Origin of the sequence: Segetibacter aerophilus (assembly GCF_007991655.1) — a bacterium.
Lineage (GTDB): Bacteria > Bacteroidota > Bacteroidia > Chitinophagales > Chitinophagaceae > Segetibacter > Segetibacter aerophilus.
In genome coordinates this window covers 256,393-276,522 of record NZ_BJYT01000004.1, presented here as the reverse complement: position 1 = coordinate 276,522, position 20,130 = coordinate 256,393, and the positions used below count along the sequence as shown (strand labels likewise).

Annotated in this window: 22 protein-coding genes; 7 read left to right on the top strand and 15 right to left on the bottom strand. The window is 40.9% G+C overall.

The window, feature by feature from the left end:
• Window positions 1-70: 70 nt before the first annotated feature.
• From SAE01_RS07225 to SAE01_RS07190, 8 genes are all read right to left on the bottom strand, one after another.
• The gene (locus SAE01_RS07225) at window positions 71-886 is read right to left on the bottom strand and encodes a CHRD domain-containing protein (protein ID WP_147202996.1); all 816 of its coding nucleotides are present in this window, start codon (window positions 884-886) and stop codon (window positions 71-73) included.
• A 76-nt stretch (window positions 887-962) separates the two neighbouring features.
• The gene (locus tag SAE01_RS07220) at window positions 963-1,532 is read right to left on the bottom strand and encodes a hypothetical protein (RefSeq protein ID WP_147202995.1); all 570 of its coding nucleotides are present in this window, start codon (window positions 1,530-1,532) and stop codon (window positions 963-965) included.
• Between the two features lie 127 nt (window positions 1,533-1,659).
• On the bottom strand, window positions 1,660-2,868 hold the full coding sequence (locus SAE01_RS07215) for a T9SS type A sorting domain-containing protein (RefSeq protein ID WP_147202994.1): 1,209 nt from the start codon (window positions 2,866-2,868) through the stop codon (window positions 1,660-1,662).
• A gap of 65 nt (window positions 2,869-2,933) precedes the next feature.
• Window positions 2,934-3,749, bottom strand: a complete 816-nt coding sequence (murQ, locus tag SAE01_RS07210; RefSeq protein WP_147202993.1) for an N-acetylmuramic acid 6-phosphate etherase — start codon at window positions 3,747-3,749, stop codon at window positions 2,934-2,936.
• A gap of 239 nt (window positions 3,750-3,988) precedes the next feature.
• Window positions 3,989-4,843: an N-acetylglucosamine kinase gene (locus tag SAE01_RS07205; protein ID WP_147202992.1), complete on the bottom strand. Its 855-nt coding sequence runs from the start codon at window positions 4,841-4,843 to the stop codon at window positions 3,989-3,991.
• A 24-nt stretch (window positions 4,844-4,867) separates the two neighbouring features.
• Window positions 4,868-6,301: an aromatic amino acid ammonia-lyase gene (locus SAE01_RS07200; protein ID WP_147202991.1), complete on the bottom strand. Its 1,434-nt coding sequence runs from the start codon at window positions 6,299-6,301 to the stop codon at window positions 4,868-4,870.
• Between the two features lie 242 nt (window positions 6,302-6,543).
• Window positions 6,544-8,034 (bottom strand): family 43 glycosylhydrolase, encoded by a 1,491-nt coding sequence (locus tag SAE01_RS07195; RefSeq protein ID WP_147202990.1) that lies wholly within the window; start codon window positions 8,032-8,034, stop codon window positions 6,544-6,546.
• A 29-nt stretch (window positions 8,035-8,063) separates the two neighbouring features.
• Window positions 8,064-9,143, bottom strand: a complete 1,080-nt coding sequence (locus SAE01_RS07190) for a glycoside hydrolase family 43 protein (RefSeq protein ID WP_147202989.1) — start codon at window positions 9,141-9,143, stop codon at window positions 8,064-8,066.
• Between the two features lie 288 nt (window positions 9,144-9,431).
• On the opposite strand from SAE01_RS07190, the gene SAE01_RS07185 reads away from it, so the two are divergent.
• The 4 genes from SAE01_RS07185 (at window position 9,432) to SAE01_RS07170 (ending at window position 11,327) form a co-directional block, all read left to right on the top strand.
• Window positions 9,432-9,941 carry a hypothetical protein gene (locus SAE01_RS07185; RefSeq protein ID WP_147202988.1) on the top strand — a complete coding sequence of 170 codons (510 nt, stop codon included), beginning with the start codon at window positions 9,432-9,434 and terminating at the stop codon, window positions 9,939-9,941.
• Between the two features lie 16 nt (window positions 9,942-9,957).
• Window positions 9,958-10,521, top strand: a complete 564-nt coding sequence (locus tag SAE01_RS07180) for a GNAT family N-acetyltransferase (protein WP_147202987.1) — start codon at window positions 9,958-9,960, stop codon at window positions 10,519-10,521.
• A gap of 43 nt (window positions 10,522-10,564) precedes the next feature.
• Entirely contained in the window at window positions 10,565-10,960 is a 396-nt protein-coding gene (locus SAE01_RS07175) for a DUF7793 family protein (protein ID WP_246113179.1), read from the top strand.
• An 85-nt stretch (window positions 10,961-11,045) separates the two neighbouring features.
• Window positions 11,046-11,327, top strand: coding sequence for a DciA family protein (locus tag SAE01_RS07170; RefSeq protein WP_147202986.1), 282 nt, complete (start codon window positions 11,046-11,048; stop codon window positions 11,325-11,327).
• 324 nt (window positions 11,328-11,651) lie between these two features.
• Here SAE01_RS07170 and SAE01_RS07165 read toward each other — a convergent pair whose 3' ends face one another.
• Both SAE01_RS07165 and SAE01_RS07160 read right to left on the bottom strand, forming a co-directional pair.
• Window positions 11,652-12,416, bottom strand: a complete 765-nt coding sequence (locus SAE01_RS07165; protein ID WP_147202985.1) for an SDR family NAD(P)-dependent oxidoreductase — start codon at window positions 12,414-12,416, stop codon at window positions 11,652-11,654.
• A 32-nt stretch (window positions 12,417-12,448) separates the two neighbouring features.
• A complete protein-coding gene (locus SAE01_RS07160; protein WP_147202984.1) occupies window positions 12,449-12,958 on the bottom strand; it encodes a GNAT family N-acetyltransferase in 510 nt (169 codons plus the stop codon).
• Window positions 12,959-13,103: 145 nt separating this feature from the next.
• On the opposite strand from SAE01_RS07160, the gene SAE01_RS07155 reads away from it, so the two are divergent.
• Together SAE01_RS07155 and SAE01_RS24420 are read left to right on the top strand one after the other, a co-directional pair.
• On the top strand, window positions 13,104-14,417 hold the full coding sequence (locus tag SAE01_RS07155; RefSeq protein ID WP_147202983.1) for a gluconate:H+ symporter: 1,314 nt from the start codon (window positions 13,104-13,106) through the stop codon (window positions 14,415-14,417).
• A gap of 71 nt (window positions 14,418-14,488) precedes the next feature.
• A complete protein-coding gene (locus SAE01_RS24420; RefSeq protein ID WP_170234101.1) occupies window positions 14,489-14,641 on the top strand; it encodes a hypothetical protein in 153 nt (50 codons plus the stop codon).
• An 85-nt stretch (window positions 14,642-14,726) separates the two neighbouring features.
• On the opposite strand, the gene SAE01_RS24775 is transcribed toward SAE01_RS24420, so the two are convergent.
• The 5 genes from SAE01_RS24775 to SAE01_RS07130 all read right to left on the bottom strand — a co-directional run bounded on the left by SAE01_RS24775 (window position 14,727) and on the right by SAE01_RS07130 (window position 18,987).
• Entirely contained in the window at window positions 14,727-15,188 is a 462-nt protein-coding gene (locus tag SAE01_RS24775) for a YqaE/Pmp3 family membrane protein (protein WP_218029106.1), read from the bottom strand.
• A 95-nt stretch (window positions 15,189-15,283) separates the two neighbouring features.
• Window positions 15,284-16,105 carry an MOSC domain-containing protein gene (locus SAE01_RS07145; protein ID WP_147202982.1) on the bottom strand — a complete coding sequence of 274 codons (822 nt, stop codon included), beginning with the start codon at window positions 16,103-16,105 and terminating at the stop codon, window positions 15,284-15,286.
• 11 nt (window positions 16,106-16,116) lie between these two features.
• Entirely contained in the window at window positions 16,117-17,163 is a 1,047-nt protein-coding gene (locus SAE01_RS07140) for an ABC transporter permease (protein ID WP_147202981.1), read from the bottom strand.
• Between the two features lie 160 nt (window positions 17,164-17,323).
• The gene (locus tag SAE01_RS07135; protein WP_147202980.1) at window positions 17,324-18,442 is read right to left on the bottom strand and encodes a BT_3928 family protein; all 1,119 of its coding nucleotides are present in this window, start codon (window positions 18,440-18,442) and stop codon (window positions 17,324-17,326) included.
• 2 nt (window positions 18,443-18,444) lie between these two features.
• The gene (locus SAE01_RS07130) at window positions 18,445-18,987 is read right to left on the bottom strand and encodes a DUF1599 domain-containing protein (protein WP_147202979.1); all 543 of its coding nucleotides are present in this window, start codon (window positions 18,985-18,987) and stop codon (window positions 18,445-18,447) included.
• A gap of 204 nt (window positions 18,988-19,191) precedes the next feature.
• On the opposite strand from SAE01_RS07130, the gene folP reads away from it, so the two are divergent.
• Window positions 19,192-20,022 carry a dihydropteroate synthase gene (gene folP, locus SAE01_RS07125; RefSeq protein WP_147202978.1) on the top strand — a complete coding sequence of 277 codons (831 nt, stop codon included), beginning with the start codon at window positions 19,192-19,194 and terminating at the stop codon, window positions 20,020-20,022.
• Window positions 20,023-20,130: the final 108 nt, after the last annotated feature.

Here is a 20,130-nt window from a genome sequence, read left to right as displayed (position 1 = left end):
CGCCTTTACATTTATAGTGAAACGGAAATATTGCAGTTAAAATGTTGAAAGTATCGAGTGGGAAAATAGGCTACTTTATTTGTCCCCTTAATTTTCCTACCGGCTTAAGAGCAGAACTCAAAGTAACATAGGTGTTACCATTTAAAAGAGCAGTAGAAACTGAAGAATTTACGCTAGCTTTCTTTGCAACCCCAATATCCTGCGGAGTAGATGCCAGAGTTACGATTGCAGGACCATTTGCTGCAGAGCCGCCCTGGTTTATGGTGGCCATCGTAACAGGATCGGAAGGATCGTTATTAGTAAGGACGATTTTACTATACAAAACATTGTTAGCAGTTAACCGCAGAAAGGCAGTGCCGGCGGTAGTGGTCGTTACTGAAGGAACAACAGCGCTTCCCGATAAACTTACATTCTTTGATAAGACCAACTCTGAGTTCAGCTGTCCGCGAACAAGTCCTAAAGGCGCCTTGTTGGATGTAATGTTTATATACTTCTCTATGTCATTATTAAGTAAGGTATCCATTAAGCCTGCCCTTAAACCAGGCAGTACGCCGCTGGCATATGTGCTATAAATTCTTACAGGAAGATCGATCAGTAAGCTGCCTTCTGTTAGTGGGTCTCCTAAGTTTATCCTTGCTGCTACAATTCTATCTGCGCTGTCTATTTTTACATCGTACCTGATGCTGTTATCAGCAAGGGCAACCATGTGAAAAGTTGCACTGGTCTCAATTGCAGGTGTTGCATAATTTTCGTTGAAAGAAGAAAGTGTAAAGTTCCACTCTTTTATAACCTCCACATTTCCGTTGTAGTCATTTCTTTTGTTGCAGGAAGTAGCTATGGCAAGACAAGCAAGTATATATATAGAAGTGTAAAGTTTAATTTTCATCAGTCCCTTATTTAGAAAGTATTGACAACATTTTTTGATAAAAAGTTGCCTTTACTACAATTACTGCGTCGGGGCTTTACACATTACCGATCCTGTTGCTAATGTCGGTATCAATTTTATCAAATAAATGTTGCGGTTTGTATACCCTCCAATTTGGAATATTAACCAGTTCAATAAAATAGTTAAGCTTTTTTCTTTTGAAATCGTACTGCGTTTGCTCAGGCATGTTGATGGCAACAATCCATCCACCTTCATCAGTCACCTCTTCGAACCATTCTTCATAATAATCTTTATCACCGCTATGGAAGTTCAGCACATTTTCAGTTATCAAAATAAACTTGGTAATATGTTCAAAGAACATTTCATCTATAACGTCGCGTTTCAGTGTCATTATATCATTCTCAATCGCGTCGTTCCATTCACCGATTAACTCAATGATTGCAAAGTTCTCTGAATAGTCAGCATACAAAACTTTCAAATACAAAGTCTTGCTGCCAAACTCATCCCATTGGGGATGGATGTAATAATTATAAACCGATTGGGAATATTCGAACTCACTGTATGTACGGCCAAAAAAAGGAGATTTCTCATCTTCTTCAGCGGTGTACATGTGCCTCCAGTTAAAATATGGTTCTATATCGTGCATAAAATCTATCGCCTCTTTTCTTATTGCAAATGTTTATTTCCTTTCTTAAAAAAACAACTAATATTCCTTAAAAATGAAACAAAAAAAGGGCCGCTTTTGCGGCCCTTACTTTAGAAATATCCTGAACTTACTGCACCACTATTTCCTGGTTAAAGGCAGCAGTGTCAACGCTGCCTACCAATTTTACAAAATAAGTTCCGCCACCTGCTGTGCGTGGTAGAGCTACTCTTTCAACCTGACCTTTCATTGCGATAATTAATGATTTTGATAGAACTGCGCGACCAGAAGCATCAGTCAAAAGCATGTTGTATCTACCTAAAGGAACTTTATCAAACTGCACATTAAAGACCTTGTTTGTAACGGGGTTAGGAAAAACACTTAGAGCATCATTTACTTTGATGGTATTAAATACATTAGCTAGGCCCTTCTTCTGGTACAACAAATTTTTGTTCGCTAAATCTGAACTATTGAAGACAGTCATTTCTTTCTTTTGGATAGGTGTAGCATCAAGCGTTGAAATATTCACCTTATAATAATTGTCGGTAACCGTTGCACTACTTACAATTAATTCACCTTCATCATCTACGACAGCACCGTTGCTGGTGAACTGCTCGGGTATACCTTTTAACTGACCTAAATAATCGGCAACTCTTGTATTAGGATTGATCTTGAAAAGATGGTTGCGATAAGTTACGAGATACAAATTTCCATAAGCATCACCGACCATATCACCACCCCAGCTCGTAGCCTGGCTATGGATACTTATTTTGCCGTTTTTACTACCATCTGTTAATTCACCTAAGTTGGTCACAGTTGGCTTATCATCAGTTGTAAAACGAATGAAACCTTTACCATCATTTGAGATAGCATATCCATATCCATCAGAACCAAAAGCCATACGGGTAATTACGTTTCCCTCGTTGTGCTTTATGCCGGTATTGAAAGCCGGATTATTGTTGACGACAACGTTTAGATCGTTTGTGCTAAGATCAAAATATTGCAAAGCATCACCTCGCATGCTGGTAAAATAAAGGCGGTTGTGCAAGGCATCAAAAGCTGCAGCCGCAACCCCGGCGCCGGTTGCCGAGTGAACCGTAGTGTTGGGCTTTAGGTCAGATCCCTTTGCAGCTTTATAACTGATATTTTTGTTAATGGCGGGATCATACAGCGTTCTGATTACTTCGCCTGTCGACAAATCAATTTCCCGGATTACATTCCAGTTAAAACTTCCCTTATTGGCGGCTGTAACAGCAAATGCAGTATTTTTTTGAGCATTAGACTGTGAAGAAAGTAAAACGGCAGTAATGGTAATAATGGGTAAAATTCTTCTTTTCATACAGATGTTTTTAGTTTACTCTAAAGTTACAACTATTGCACAACTATATAAAAGGCAAGAAAAATTTATTCCCGCGTTTCTACCGCTTTTTTTACGCTGCCATTTTGTAGTAAAAGTTGCTTCGCTTTATCGTAGTCATCAAGGTTCAGTTGCTCCATTACCATCTTTACACCCCGGTCCACTAGCTTCGCATTTGTCAGTTGCATGTTCACCATCCTGTTGTCCTCTACCCTGCCAAGTTGTATCATCACCGATGTCGAAATCATGTTCAGCACCAGCTTTTGAGCAGTACCACTTTTCATCCGGGTGCTACCCGTTATAAACTCTGGCCCCACAATCACTTCTACCGGAAACTCTGAAGTAGCAGCTACCGGGCTATTGGGATTACAAACAATGCAGCCTGTTTTTATGCCATTTTTTTTGCATTGTTCCAATGCGCCTACTACATAAGGCGTGGCACCGCTTGCTGCCAGGCCGACCACCACATCTTTCTCACTGACAAAATGTTTTTGCAAATCGTTCCAACCTGCCTCCAGGTCGTCTTCTGCAAATTCCACTGCCTGCGTTATTGCCTTTTCGTTGCCGGCAATTAATGCGATCACCAATCCATGAGGAACGCCAAAAGTTGGAGGGCATTCACTTGCATCCACTATCGCAAGCCTGCCGCTTGTTCCGGCTCCCAGGTAGAAAAGTCTTCCGCCAGCCAGCATACGATCAGATATGATGCTTACCAGTTTTTCTATCTGCGGAATGGCTTTCTCTACAGCAGCAGGAACTGTTTTGTCTTCATTATTTATATTCGTTAGAAGTTCTTTGACAGACATTTTTTCAAGGTGCCTGTACTTCGACGATTGTTCTGTTACTTTAATAAAATCTGGCATAATAATGTAGACTCAAGGAGAGCTTTGATGATAAAAATGACAACTTCAGTAAAGGTTGTATCGCAAAGTTAATTTCTATTATGTTACCAGCTTTTGCTCGCTATTAAACATTCTTGCGTCGCACACTTCAGGTTTTCGAATTCAGAGGAACAAGCGGGAAAAACATTCAAACCTTCGGGCGAAATAATACCGTGAGCCAGAACAAATTAACGACGCCGTGAAGCGTAACGGAAGCGTTATCACACAAATGAAGATTGAGAATGAAATTTTACCAAGCCGTCCATCGGAGCTTTTAAAACTTTGCCTAACTCTAACTGGTAGGTGTTACAAAGTTCCTGCAAGACATCTTTAAATCCGAAGGCGACGCTGCCAACAAAGTTGATGGGTGAGGTCCAGCTTTCGCCATACTTGTTTAGGTGGTTGAAGAAAAAATCGTTCAGTCCGTCTTCCAGTATATTTTCAACCATGTAATGTCCACGGTTTTCAGAAAGGAAAGAGGCAAAACCCGCGAGGTATCGATTAGGAAAGGGTTTTTGGTACACATTCTCAAGTATCTCCATGTACGTAGTTACGAACTGGGCATCGAACCTAAATCTTAAGTCCTCGTCAAAAGTATTGTAGAGGTAATATTGTATTACTTTCTTACCTAGGTGTGCACCGCTTCCCTCATCGCCCAAGACATAACCAAGGCTTGCAATATTTTTGTCAATCTCCTTGCCGTCATAATAACAGGAATTTGAACCAGTACCGAGAATGCATGCGATCCCCCTGTCATTACCACACAACGCCCGCGCAGCCGCTAACAAGTCTGTGTTTGCCTCAACGCTGCTTTGGGGCAGCAGTGCCTTCAAAGCGCTGACTATAGTAGCCACATTTTTAGGGTTACCAAGACCTGTCCCATAGTAATAAGTTTCATTTACCACCATATTGTCCAGGTGCGGCAGCAAGTCCTTTTTCAAAAGCTCTACGATTTCTTCTTCCTGCAGGAAGTAAGGGCTAATACCGGTAGTAAAAATTGTCTTCTCTATTCCATTACTCACTAAATGCCATTCGCATTTGGTAGCACCACTATCGGCAATTAATTGAACAGACATAAACTAAAAGATTGAATAAATGGACTATGATACAAGCGATACATTAAATGAGCGTAAGAACTGGATTGCTTTTGTCAGGTTGTTATTTGCCCCAGCCTCTTCTTCTGTCAATGAAACCTGTTCCCTAAAACTTTTCGTGAAAACGTTTAAAGCTGGAAGCGTCCGATCTAATCCTTCAAATTCCCGGGTACGTGTTGCAGCCACCAATTCTATAGCAAGAATCTTTTCAAGGTTGTCTACAGCCTTTAAGCATTTCTTACAGCCATCTACCTGGTAAACTACTCCACTTTTTATGTCACTTGCTAACGTAAAATTAACAGACGAGGGGGCAGAAAGTTTTCTGTTTTCACTGGATATTTCGGTAGCCCTGGACAAAATATTTGCAAGGAATACGGCTGACAATGGACTGCTTTCGACGCCCGCTAACTGTTCGATTTTAGCTACAGATAAGTTAGCTACGCCAGTTAGGGCGATAACGAGATAATCAAGCGCAAGCATCAAAGGCTGAGGATGAGAATGAACACCGTTTACAACCAACCCTTCATGTGAAAAAATGGATCGTTCTTCGGTTACAGAATTTATCTCTTTTAGAAAAACATCTAAAATATATTCAAAGCTGTCCTTTGCCGCTCCATGAATCCCGATAGTTAAGTTAGCTAAATCAGCATCATTCGACTTCTGCTCTTTTGCTATGAGATTCCCACTCCCTTTCAAATATTTGTTGAGCGCCTTGGCTGTATCCGCCTGTCCCTTGTGACGTTGTGCCGTGTTAATTTTTTCATTTAAACTATTGGTCGAAAAACTAATTACATTCAATGATACAGCTGCTATTATATCTGCAAATTTTAATAGCAGCTCGGATTTCTTTAACACATATAAAGCATGAGCGCTGATAAAATGCGTTCCCGTTGTTAGCGCAGACGTTTCTCCCGTTTGCAATTTTAAGGGCTGCCAGTTTAGTTCGTCGAAAACAGATGAAGCCAATTGTTTTCGTCCTTTGTAGTAAACCTCGCCTCTGCCGACCAATGTCATCAGTAGTTGGCTCAGTAAAGGATTGCTTTCTTTTTGTGCTCCATCTACATCAACATATACAACCGGAAAAACGCTATTATTATACATTTCCATCAACCGCTTCACAGTTTCAATTTGCACCCCGCTCTGGCCATGGCTGAGTGATTTAATTTTAAGCATGAGTAACAGCTTTACTATATCGATGGCCACCTCCTCACCTGATCCAATTACATCACTTTCAATTACACCTTTTTGTACATTTTCGATATTGGTAGACGAAACCTCATTATTCTCTCCCACCGAAATACTTTGGATGTACTCATGGCTCTTTAATATTCTTTCGTGCGCATCGAAAGTTATAGAGACTAACTGATCATAATCCAATAGGTTTTTTACCTGTTGAAAGCTCAGCCATTTTCTGTCGAGTGGTAAATAATTGTAACTCATTCAATAAGATTAAGATCAGCGACAAAGTAAATCATTATAGCAATACAGGAGGAAAGGGAAATAGCTCGATGATACCATCGCTACATGGACGGCTATATTATTAAAGCCTTGCGACTCATTTTCGCGTTTTGCAGATTCGCTACGTATTTTATCAATAGTACAAGAGTGCGACGCAACGATGATTCATAGCGTTACAACAGCCAGCAAACAAAAAATCAAATTAGTATTTTAAATAGTCTAACCTACTCGCTCATCATTTGGAAAGACTCGAATTTTGCTTTGCCACTTCCCTTTGAAACAAGGCCTGCACGAACAGCCCTATCCCAGGGAGGCAGAAAAAGACCGTCTATAGGTTTGGAATTAATGGTGGTAAAAGCGCCACCATCAGTTGCAAAAGAGAAAGTGTAATATCGCCCGCCGGATGACTGCATTTTAAAGCTCACTTGTTGCTTTGGCTTTACGGGCATAGAAGCCAGTACCGTTGTTGTATCGTCCTTTAGCTTCACAAGCTGCACCGAGTCTTTTACATACAGCAGGCTCAAAGTATTTTTATCGTCTCCAATTGCTGCAATACCTGCAGCCGACTTTGAACCTTTTTTAACCAAGTTAGCTGTTGCGGTAAAATCGCCTGTATAAATCTTCTGGCCTAGAAAAGCCCCGGCAGAAACATTGGCTGCGTTCAACTGAAGCTGGCCCTTTTTTACCTTGTATTTGATGTCTTTCTGAAACACGCTCCACTGCCAGTTTACAGATAACGAACGATCAGTAAACTCGTCGATGATAGGCGCGGTCTTAGCAATTGGTTCGGGCACGTTTACAAACTTTACCCAACCGTCCGGCGTAAACCTAAACTCGCTCAGCAAACCTTGCCTGCCTGTAAATGCGTTCGTCTTTTTATCATAAGCATGATGCAGGAAGTAATACCTGCCATCTTTTTCAATAGGGGTACCATGACCAGGACATATCCATTGCTCGTTGTTTTTTAAAACCGGGTTAGCGGGATCTTTTTCCCATGGACCTAACAGATTCTTTGACCGGGCAATACCGACAATATAGTTGCAGCCAACCCCGCAGCAGCCAGCAGCTGCATAGAACGCGTAAAAGTATCCCCCGTGCTTCATCATCGACACTCCCTCTACGAGGTTCTCTTCCCAGGCAACTTTATTTCTAAATAATTCATGTTTTTCACCAATCAGACCTGTTCTGTCTTCCTTCATTTCCATTGCCCAAATAGGCGTTGGTTGCTTTACACTGTTTCCATCTTCCTTCCAGATCAGGTACAACTTCCCGTTCTCATCACGCATAGGAAACGCATCTATAGATCCTGCCGCCTCGCACATCATTGGGCCTAAGTCTTTGTACGGTCCTTCTGGTTTATCAGCCGTGGCAATACCAAGACACAAATTTCCGCCCTTCTTGTGCGCAGCATAATACACGTACACCTTCCCGTTTTCGTAGGTTATCTCCGGGGCCCAAAAATAATAGTCGGCCCAGTCAGGCAACTTATTGAAGATATAGCCCTCCGTTGTCCAATGAACCATGTCAGCAGATTTTAGAATGGGATAAGCGGGCATCCAGTTAGAAGTAGTGGCGCTGGCCCAATAAGTATCACCAATTTTAATGATAGACGGATCAGGAAAATCGCCTGGAAGAATAAGCCTTTGCGACGATACAGACGACATGGCGAACACTGCTGCTGTTAGCAATACCATGTAATATTTTACTTTTTTCATAGGTAGCGGTTTTACTATATAATTTATAACTATTGTGGAACGCGAAGAGGCACGCCTTCCTTTACAGGCTCACCAAAATTAGGGGTGCCGTCTTTGTTCCATGTAAATTTTTGCGCTCTTGGTGATCGGTTTCCTCCACAGCCCATGTTGGGAGCACGATTAGCGTGGTACAAAATCCAGTCCTCTTTGCCATTAGGAGATTTGAAAAAAGAATTGTGGCCGGGAGCGTACACACTGTTCAAAGACGATTGTTTAAAGACCGAAGCGGGTGATTTTCTCCACGAAGCTGAGTCGAGTAGGTTGTCGTCCTTCCCTGTGAAAGTCAGCATCCCCAACCCGTAATAATCTGTCCAGCATGCACTAGCCGAATACACCAAAAAAAGTTTGTCTTTGTGCTTTAAGATTTCGGGCCCTTCGTTCACATCCACGTGCGGTGGATTGTCTGAAGCCGAGTCTGCTATCAGGTCTCCATATTTTTCCCAATCGAAAGTAGGTGCAGAAATGCGCACCCGCGGACCGTCTATCGTCCAGGGATTAGACATCCTGGCGATGTAAATATCCTGCGATCCGTTCTTATGCGCCTCCCACCCTGCCCAGGTCATGTACCATTGTTTTTTATGCTCGAACACAGAACCGTCAATCGCCCATCGGTTGGTGCTGTCAGAAATTTTTCCCTTAAAAGTCCACTCACCTTCCAAAGGATCCTTTGAACTATTTTCTATCACGTACAGCCGGTGATTGACGTTTCTTCCATCGTCTGCAGCAAAATAGGCATACCACTTGTTATCGATAAAATGAATTTCGGGCGCCCATAAATTTCTTGACCATGCCGTGCCTTTCGGCGGCGTCCAAACAGTTTTATGCGGCGCTGTACTTAACTCTGAAATGTTTTTTGTTTTCCAGATTTCTATCCGGTTACCCATTGTCTGGGTGTAGTAGTAATAGCCATCTTTATAAATATTCCACGGATCAGCACCACGAGGCAAGAGAGGGTTGGTGAAGGTTTGACCCGCCTTTTGCGTCCCCTTAAAAACACTACACGAAGCAAAGAGGAATGCGATAAAAACCAGGAACAACTTTTCGGAAGGAGTTTGTAAGGCAATAATCATTGGGTCAAAAATAATGATACAGACATAATCGCTTTTAGTTTTTTTATTGAACCGGCATTGAAACTTTACTCAACATAGTTGTGTCACTCACTTGTGCTTTTCTTATTTCGTCCAGCTATTTTATCAGCTAAAGCTTCCATCTACTTTTCACCTTTTTAGAAAGTGATTTGTAAATAATCTAAAAGCCGGCATGTCTTATCGTAAAAGTGCCCTTGAGTTTGCCTCAGGCTTTACTTATATTTAACCTGGAGTGCAGTGTCGGAATTTGCTTTACAATAATTAATTTTTATGAGCCGGTTATCTACCCAAATAATAAAAGCAGGATTGATTGTAGGAACCCTGGACATCTTTTCAGCCTGCTTGTATTATTATCTAAAAACCGGCGGATCAAACCCGTTGAACGTTTTGAAATTTGTAGCAAGTGGTGTTTTTGGCAAAACCGCTTCCACCGGCGGAAGCACAATGATTATCGCCGGCCTTATTTTCCATTATATCATTGCATTTTCATTTACCGCTTTTTTCTTCTGGCTGTTTCCCAGACTGAAATTTCTATCAAAACATAAAATTCTAACCGGAATTGTTTATGGGCTTTTTGCCTGGTCAATTATGAACCTCGTTGTCATTCCTTTATCTAATATACCTAACAGACCGTTTAATCTTGTCAACTCAATCATCAATGCGGCTATTTTAATTGTTTGCATTGGTATTCCCCTTTCCTTTATGGCTCACAGCTATTATAGAGCACCGGTATTAAAGAATCCAGGAAATCAAAAAGTACCTGAATTGGCAAAAAATTAAATGCGAGATCGACTAAATGGAGCCTACTATTTTTACAACCTTTCCAACATTAACTACTGACCGTTTGATTTTAAGAGCCCTTTCCATCGCAGATGAGAAAGAAATATTTGCGCTGCGGTCTAACGAGCAGGTCAACAAATATCTCGACAGAGAGCCATGTAAATCTTTGGAAGATGCACGCGGATTTATTCAAAAAATTACTGAGGCAGTTGTGAAGAATGACGCAAAATACTGGGCTATTACGATGAAGAACAGTGACAAACTAATTGGAACAATCTGCTATTTCAACGAGCAGCCTACAGATAGGAAAGCAGAGATTGGATTTGAACTAATGCCGGCATTCCATTCAAAAGGAATAATGCAGGAAGCGCTGGCGAAAGTGATACAATTTGGATTTCAAACTTTGCAACTAACGGCCATTGAAGCTTTCACACACAAGCTGAACGAACCGTCTATTCGGCTTCTAAAGAAGTTTAATTTTAAAGAACAAGTTGCTCCTATGTCTCCTTCGGAGGAAGAGCTTATTTTTCTAAAACTTTCAGCCCTTGATGCACAAGACCTGCTTTCCAATGTCTCGTAGTCTATTTACTTACTTTTAATGAAATTGACAGTAAAAGCTTGAAATGAAAATAATAACTCCACCTACAGACAGGGAAATATTCAAGGGCGAAATAGCGGACTACTGGCTCGATGACGGCGTCCTGGTCTCACTATCCAAGAGCCCTAAAAGAACCGTCGAAAACATTACAGGCAATGTGGCTTTGGTTAAAAGTATCACCAACAATAAAAAAGTTCCGCTTCTAATATATCTATCGAATTCTCCCATTCCTGACAAGGAGACACAGAAGTTTGCTTCTCAGCAATTACCGCAAATCTATACTGCAATGGCGATGGTTTCAAAGCCCGGTCTTGCATCTTTCATCATGACTATTTTGTTTAAGTTCAAAGCGCCGCCAATACCCATGAAAAACTTTACGGACGACAAGGAAGCAAAGCAATGGTTAAAACAATTTTTATAATAGAATGAGGAAGTTCCGATATTAGTTTGCCTGTTCATTATCCACACTTTCCTATTCGCTCATTTTTCATTTTTACCTTTACCTCATGTCTGAAATTTCGATAGGTGACGCAATAAAAGCTTTTCTAAAAAAGAGCCGATTAAACAGTGGTATCCAGGCTTTACAAATTGAACAGATTTGGGAAACAATGATGGGTAAGACGATCGCCAAGTACACTGATAAAATTCAAATCATCAACCATACACTTTTCATTCGCACCAACGTCGGTCCCCTTAAGCAGGAATTAATGTACCAGAAAGAAAAAATTATTGAAAGGGTTAATGAAGCTCTAGGAGAAAAGGTGATAAAAGAAGTGGTAATACAGTAGGGTTGGCAGATGTTGGATGACGATGTTGGATGACAGTTGTAAGATGACGGTTGACAGAAGGGAATTGCTTTAAAACAATATAAATGACCTTTACAGATTTATTGATTTCTCCGCGGAGGTACCAAGGTTTTTACAATAAAAATCTACAATTCGATAAATGCTGCTTTAAAAATTCCAACAGTTTAACGGAGCGTCGCAACGTTGGTGCTATGAAAAACAGTTGCTGGATTATTAAAATAAGAAGATAAAAATCGAGGCTACTACCACTTCACCGCAAACTAGTATCTGGTAACGGGAAACTAGTATCTGGCAACGGCAACAGCACTAACTCCGCAAATAAGAAGCTCCATTCAAATCGACTATTCCACCGGTCATAAACTCTAGCCCGTCGCTTGCAAAAACAGCTACAATTCTCGCTACTTCTTCAGGCGTTGCCACACGATTAAGCGGACTCTGTTTTTTGACAAGGTCGCCTGCCTCACTTTCGAGATATGGTGCTGCCATATCAGTTTCTACAAAACCCGGTGCGATTACTCCGACAATCACGTTATGCTTTCCTAGGGCAACTGCCAGCGATTGACTCATTGCGTTCAGTCCTGCTTTGCTAACTGCATAGGCGGGATGATCAGGTTCTCCACGAAAAGCTCCGCGCGAAGAAATATTTACAATCTTTCCTTGCTTTTGTGCAGACATGTGCCGGCTGGCAAAATAACAAAGGTTGCTCACGCCGATTAAGTTTGTAGTCAGTGTCTCGCTCCATTTTTGTTGCCATTCCAAATAAGAAACTTCATTAATCTTATGCTCGACATACACCCCAGCGTTATTCACCAAAATATCTATTCGCTGATACTTGTCAACCACCTCTCGAAAGAATTCCTCTATCGCCTCAGGCTTAGTTATATCCAACTGGTACATACTATGGTTTTGCTTGTCGTTCAACATCGCCAAAGTCTTCTCAGCTTCTTCGTGGTTAGACTTATAAGTGAAGATTACATTGGCGTTGAGTTCTGAAAACAACTTAGCACAAGCACGCCCTATCCCGCGTGAACCTCCTGTTATTAACACGTTTTTGTTTGTAAAGTCTATCATAATCTCTGATAAAATATGGTGGAATGATCTGCCTACAAACTTTTTTCCATAACCAAAAATTCAAGCGGCTGCTTTGGCTTACCGAATCGCTCGCTTTTAGGAAAAGGTTGCTTTTCACCTGTTTCTTTGTAGCCATGTCGTTTGTACCATTCTATCAACTCTGTTCGACTGGTAATAACAGTCATTACAATGCTTTTGCATCCTTTTTGTCTTGCCCGTTCTTCCGAAGCCCGTAGCAACAATTTGCCAATGCCTTTTGCTTGTAATTCAGGTAAAACCGTTAGCATGCCCAGATACAAATGCTCGCGCTCCTGTTTCAGATACACACACCCAATGATTGCATTTGCATCATCAACACATTTTAAAATACAGGAGTTTTTATGTTCTATATAATCTTCAAGCATCTGCTCATCTATGCGTATTCCATCTAATAAATCGGCTTCAGTTGTCCATCCCTTACGTGAAGTATCACCGCGGTAAGCGCTGTTTACAAGTGCACAAATGGCAGCAACATCTGTAAGCTCTGCTTGCAAAATCTTCATTGCTTAAATGGTTTTTACAAAGGAATAACAAAAGAGGTAAAGAGTTTATAAATTCAAAAATGGGCGGTAATTCTAACCTCGTAGTTCTTAACTATTTTCCTGCTTTTTACAAAACAACATATATCTTTCGTTTACAAACTAACGCATGTCATTCATCATTATTTTCTTTTGTATTGCGGGACTTATTCTATTAATCTCCTGGGGCAAGATCAACCCGTTTCTCGCTTTTTTGGTTGTTTCAATTACTGCCGGTTTATTTCTTGGTATTCCCTTTAATAAGATAATGGCTTCTGTGCAGAAAGGCATCGGAGATACGCTTGGCTCACTGGTTATCATTATTGTCTTAGGGGCAATGCTGGGAAAGCTGGTAGCAGACAGCGGTGCTGCACAAAAGATAGCAGCAGTGATGATGAAGTCTTTTGGAACAAAATATATTCAATGGGCTCTCGTAGTTACCGGGTTTATAATAGGTATCCCGTTGTTCTACGGAGTGGGATTTGTATTGGTCGTGCCTCTGATCTTTTCAGTGGTTTATCAATACAAGCTGCCTGCAGTATATATTGGCCTGCCAATGCTTGCGGCCTTGTCGGTCACTTTTGGGTTTTTACCGCCGCATCCGTCACCCACTGCGCTTGTTGTTCAGTTCAACGCCAACATGGGATTTACGCTTCTATACGGATTAATCCTATCTGTTCCGGCGATCATCATTGCGGGACCCATATATTCGAGAGCTTTAAAAAATATTCATTCCGTTCCTTTACAAACTTTCCAACCGCACACGCTTACTGATGACCAGCTTCCAAGTACTGCCAACAGTTTTATATCGGCTCTCTTACCAGTTATTCTCTTAATGGTGACCACGCTTATTCCTCACCTTGTAGAGCTACCACCTCAACTTCAGCAGATATTTGCTTTCATTTCCGAACCCGGTACGGTGATGTTGATTGCCCTTGCATTTGCCACCTATAAGATCGGCATTCAGCAAGGAAAAAAGATGAAGGATCTGATGGCAACGTATGCAGACTCGGTAAAAGATGTTGCAGGCATATTACTAATTATCGGAAGTGCCGGCGGGTTGAAACAGGTGCTAACAGATAGTGGCATCAGTCAGCAAATTGCGGGACAGCTGAACAACGTGAGCATTCACCCGCTTTTGCTTGCTTGGTTGATTGCGGCAATCATTCGGATCTGTGTAGGGTCGGCTACTGTTGCAGGCCTGACTACCGCCGGTATCCTTGCGCCTGTTATTGCCCAGGCTCATGTTAATCCTAACTTGATGGTACTTTCAATTGGTGCCGGTAGCCTGGCGTGTTCGCATGTGAACGACTCCGGCTTTTGGTTGTTCAAAGAATACTTCAACCTTAGCATCAAGGATACTTTGCGTTCATGGACAATGATGGAAACAATCATTGCAGTGGTGGGATTGATCGGCGTGATGCTATTGAACCTGATAGTATAAGTTTTTAAGTTTACTGAAATTCTTATTGTCGGTATTAAGCCGCCCCTTAATTTTGCTAAAACTTCAAACAAATGGAAACAACAAAATCTACCGGAAAATATTGGCTGTATTTCGTCATTTCGCTTATCGTGTTGGTTATCTTCTGTCTATTTGCACCAAAATTCTTTTGGGTAGTGCTTCCATTTAATTTTACCTATTTTGCTAAGGGAATGGATTTGTTATAATCAAGAGTTTTAATCGAAATAAAAAATCAATATAAAAAAAGAACCTCCAGCTGGAGGTTCTTTTTTATGTGTAAGTTTTACAGATCTAACTACCCAGAATAACGATCAGCGCATATATAATAGCAGGCAATGTTCCTAAGAACAATATTCCTCCAAAATTAAATAGCACAAGACCAAGTATTGTTAGCAATACTGAGATCCAAAACCGATTGTTGGTTTCACCCTCATGCAGATACACGGCTAAAGGTGGAATAAATAGCGCAAGCAGTACCAGTAAAAGTGTGTTGGTACTAACATCGCTTCCCGCCTTTTTTTGTTCTTTAAATTCCTTAATCGCTTTTTTCATTTCTTTAAAGCGACTTTTCTTCTCTCGCCTTGAAAGGCTGTTAAACTCCTTCAACGCTTCCTGGATACTACCAATTGCAGGCTCAGGGCTAACAGCAGAAGCAGCTTCTGTAATCTCTTTGGAAGTTGTAGCAGCCAAAGTAGTTATAGGCGGCATCGCTAATAAAAGAGGGAAAGAGAGGAGTAAAAATTTTTTTCTCATAATGTTACCTGGATTTTTAATTGACACATTCATATTCCTACAAACAATTACGCCGTTTTTTTAATGTGTTGTTAAATAATTAGAGCAAAAATATTCTAAGTTTCAATAGAAGTAGATAAAATTTCAACATTATCGCCTGTTTTTATCAGCCCTAAATTTCTTGGAAGCAAATTTTGACCAAAGAGAATTTTGTTGTTAAAAGTTCTAAAGCTAGCAAGTGTCTTTAAAGGCTCTTGCCCTTTGACACCGTCTTCCTGGTTTACAGTTGTTAATACACATCGGGCACAGGGCTTAACAGCAGCGAAAGCAACCTCTCCCACCCTGAACTCTTTAAATAAATCTTCTGCATAGGGTTGCGCTCCACAAAAAACGAGGTTAGGTCTGAAACGGTTCATCAAAACCGGAATTTCAAGTCTCTTATTCAGATCGTCCAGCGAAGACTGACCGATCATTAGTAGTGGATAGGCATCAGCAAAACTTACTATCTCATTGTTAGATGCATAATGATTATCAACAAGTCTTCGGGTAGTATCGGGCATATATACAAGGCGGGCAGTCATACCAAGAGCTTCGGAAAACCAGCGGTTCGCATCCATCCCAACTTCTAACGCAGTACATACATCATCCCAAATTTTTACTGTCACTTCCTTTCCCGTATGCTTATCGAAGGGAAGGGTAAGTGGCTGGAGTTTCCTCTTCTTATGACTTACTAGTAAACCATCTGATGTAATGCTAACCTGAAGCATAGCCATTTCGGCAAAAGCTCTTTGAGATAAAAAATTCCCCTTCTCATCAGTGAGCATCCACCGTCGGTCGTATTGAAGCCCTGTTGGCAGCACTTCTGCCTGCGTCAAAGAAATACCACCTAGTGATTTAATAGGGTAGATATAAATGTCCTGCAGAAATAAGTCCTCCATATAAGCTCTATTTATTTAGCCCTGATTCTTGGATCAACAATCGCATAAAGCAAGTCTGCCAAAAGGTTTATGGCAATAAAAAAGGTGGCAGTAATTAGTACGCTTCCCATTACTACAGGAAAATCTAATTTTTCAAGGGCATCCACTGTAATTTTTCCAATTCCCTTCCAACCAAAAATATATTCTACAAAGAAAGCGCCGGCAAGTAGTTCTGCAAACCAACCCGTGATTGCTGTGATGACCGGGTTAAGTGCATTTCGTAAAGCATGCCTGAATATTACCACTCTCCTGCTTAGTCCTTTCGCATAGGCAGTGCGGATAAAGTCCTGGTCAAGAACATCTAACATGGCACTTCTTGTAAGCTGGGTAATAATTGCAAGTGGTCGTATGCCAAGCGTTATGGCTGGAAGAACTAGGTTTTGCAATTGTAATTCTCGTCCTTTAAACGGGTCAATGTTGTAAAGACTACCGGTCATGTTGAGGCCGGTATACGGGCTAAGAAGAAACCCAAAAACATAGGCTATAACAATACCCATGAAAAATGAAGGTGCGGAAATACCTAAGACGCTGGCAAAAATAGCAGAGGTGTCCCACCAGGTATTTTGCTTTACCGCTGCCAGCACTCCAAGCAATATACCAATGATTGTAGCAATCAGCATAGCAGAAAAGGCAAGCAGCATAGTGCCGGGTAGCGCATCGAGCAATACTTGTGACACATCTCTTTTACTTTGGTACGAACGCCTGAGATACGGCACTTTTATACCCAACTTCGTATCGCCGCCAATAAAAATTCCCTTTAGCTTCTTGTTGTCGATATCTTGTTTCGTATGTATGCTAAGCGGAGAGACATCATTAAGGTAAAGTGCAAATTGCTTCCACTTCGGCTGGTCGAGATACAAATCTTTCCTGATGTTACTCATCGTAGCACTGTCGCCCGTTTGCCCAACGATTAATCTTGCCGGATCTCCAAATCCCTGGAATAAAAAGAAAACCAATATAACCACACCAAACAAAACAAGCAGGCCGTACATTAATTTCTTGATGAGGTAGGGAAACATATTTTTTAAAAGCTGCAAGCTGCGAGCTGCCAGCTTCTAGCTTTTCGTGTTTTTAAGTTTTTTGTCCGCCAGGTTTAAACGTTTATTGGACGTTTTTTCTATTCTTAAAAAATTAAATCATCAACCCCCGTTGGATCGTAGCTCACAGACAAAGCTCCACCTACCTGCTTCCCGCTACTTGTTTAATAACTTTCTCGTAATCTACGTTTGCATACTTTCCTTCAACCGTTGCTTGTTTCATTATAACATAAGTTGGGTTTACCCGTCCGGCAGTTTTAATAACGGTTGCATCACATTTTAAATATTGAACATTTTGAACGTTGTTAAGCTGACTTCTTGCTGCATCCGTTGTAGCCGTGACAATAAAAAAGGGTATTTTTTTCTCAAAACATGTTGCGGCCACTTGTGCCGCGTTTTTGTTCCAATCTTTTTCTGCCTGGTTTGCGTCTTTAGTAAACAACATCACGTAGTAACCCGGTTGATTTAGTATTGCCATCGTTGTATCTTCCCCGCTATCTCCGTACAAAATAAAATCGTTGATTGGCGCAGTCGCTGTACCCGGCCTTACTAGTTCTTGTACGCGATCGACAAACGTATAAGTAGATTCATCAAAGTCGTCAGGAAAATGATCGCTGTCGAATACAACCTCCTTACCGGCCTTTTTATATTTAAACTTTATAGCGAAACTATCACTTACTGCCCCTTCGGGTACCTTCATTTTCTCAATGATATTATTTCCCGTTTTGTAAGCAAGGCAATCGACAACAGGCAAATGTGTAAGAACATACCACTGTGAAATGATACAGAAAAGAACAGTGAGGGCAATGAGGGAGGTGCTTACGACATTTTTAAATAAGGGAACAATCGCGTCGCGGGCAATAAAAATTACGATAATCAGCACCAGCAAAATGAGATCTTTGATGAAAGACTGTATAGCTGTCAAAGGAATACAATCGCCAAAGCAACCGCACGTTTTTATTTTTCCTGAAAAAAGAGCGTAACCGGTTAAGAAAGTAAAGAAGATAATAAGTATCAGTAAGAGCCAGCTAAACAGCTTCATCCGCCATCCTAATAGAACAGCAACGCCGGCTACAATCTCAAAAGCGTTCATAATGATTGCAAAAGCAAGCGTGTAGTCGTTCAGAAAATCTATACCCCAAACTTCGAAAAACTCCTGCATTTTATAACTCAAACCTGTGGGATCGTTCGCCTTGATAAGCCCTGAGAAAATAAACAGAACGCCTACAATAATTCTTATAGCAGCTATTACAATTTTCATATTTAATGTTTTCCTTCAGCAATTAGTATCAATGCAAAAATGGAATAGTTGATAATGTCAGCAAAGTTTGCATCGATACCTTCGCTGATGAGGGTCTTGCCGTCGTTGGCAATAATTTGTTTGATGCGGAGGAGTTTCACTAAGATTAAATCAACAAAACTTTCCTGGCTCATATCGCGCCACGCTTCGCCATAATCGTGATTTTTGTCTTCCATCAATTTCTTTGCAAGCTCCGTTTTCTCATCATAAAGCCTTGTAGCTTCCTCTACGGAAAGATCTTCAACTATAAAGATGCCTTTATCAATTTGTATGAGCGCAATGACTGCATAATTCACTATCCCTTTAAATTCTCCTGCGATGTCATCGGCAACCCGCTGCTGTTTAAGTTCCTGTATTGTTCTTATTCGCAGCGCTTTGATAAAGATTTGGTCAACTATTGAGATCATCCTGAGAACGCGCCATGAAGTGCCATAGTCGTGGGCCTTTTTAATAAAAATCTCCCTACAATTATTTACTACCTGATCGTACTGATTCGTTGTGTTCATTGTTTCATTTAAAAGTCGGTCAGAAAGAAGCTGCACGTTGATTAGTCGTTAAGGAAAGCTTTTTTATTTCACATTTGAATAAAGCTGGTTTGTCTTTTTTCCTGAAATTCATTAACGAACTTATTGGCTTTTTCGCTCAAAGACTTATTAACTCAATGAGTTATGACTTACTGTACCTTCGCCAAAAATAAAGGAAACGACTGAATGTTTACCCTCAATTGTAACGGCAGACTACTCGTAATTGATCAGCCAATAGTGATGGGCATTATAAATGTGACACCCGACTCATTTTACAGTGGCAGCAGGAAGACCGGGCCAGATGAGATATTACGCCAGTCAGAAAAAATGCTCGATTCTGGTGCAAACCTCCTGGATGTAGGTGGTCAAAGTACCCGGCCAGGAAGTGAGGATATCGGCGTTGAAGAAGAATTAAACCGCGTGCTTCCTGCAATTGAGGCTGTAAAAAATCACTTTCCAGAAAGCATGATTTCAATTGACACTTATTACTCAAGGGTTGCGACAGAAGCAGTATCGGCTGGAGCATGCATAGTAAATGACATTAGCAGCGGAAGCCTTGATAATAACATGATCGCAACTGTTGCCTCGTTAAATGTTCCCTATATAGCCATGCATATGAAAGGAACACCACAAACAATGAACGGCCTTGCAAACTATGAAGACGTGACACTTGAAGTGCTTGATTTTTTTATTAAGAAAATAGAAGAATGTCGTCTTGCAGGAATTAAAGACGTAATAGTAGATGTGGGATTCGGTTTTGCGAAAACAATCACCCACAACTTTACTTTGTTGAAAAATCTGGCAATTTTTAAAATACTGCAAAAACCCCTGCTAGTTGGTCTTTCGCGAAAGGCAACTGTTTATAAGACTTTAGAGATTTCGGCTGAAGAAGCTTTAAACGGAACAACTGTTTTAAATACGGTTGCATTACAAAATGGTGCGAGTATCTTAAGGGTACACGATGTGAAAGAAGCTGTGGAGGCGGTTAAGTTGATTACGGAATTACAATGGATTTGAAGAACAATTCCTGGAGTCATTAAGTTATGTAGTCAATGAAAAAGCTCAAGAAAATCTACAAACTGAAGTGTGCGACGCAACAATGATCAATAAAGTATCTGCAGCTCG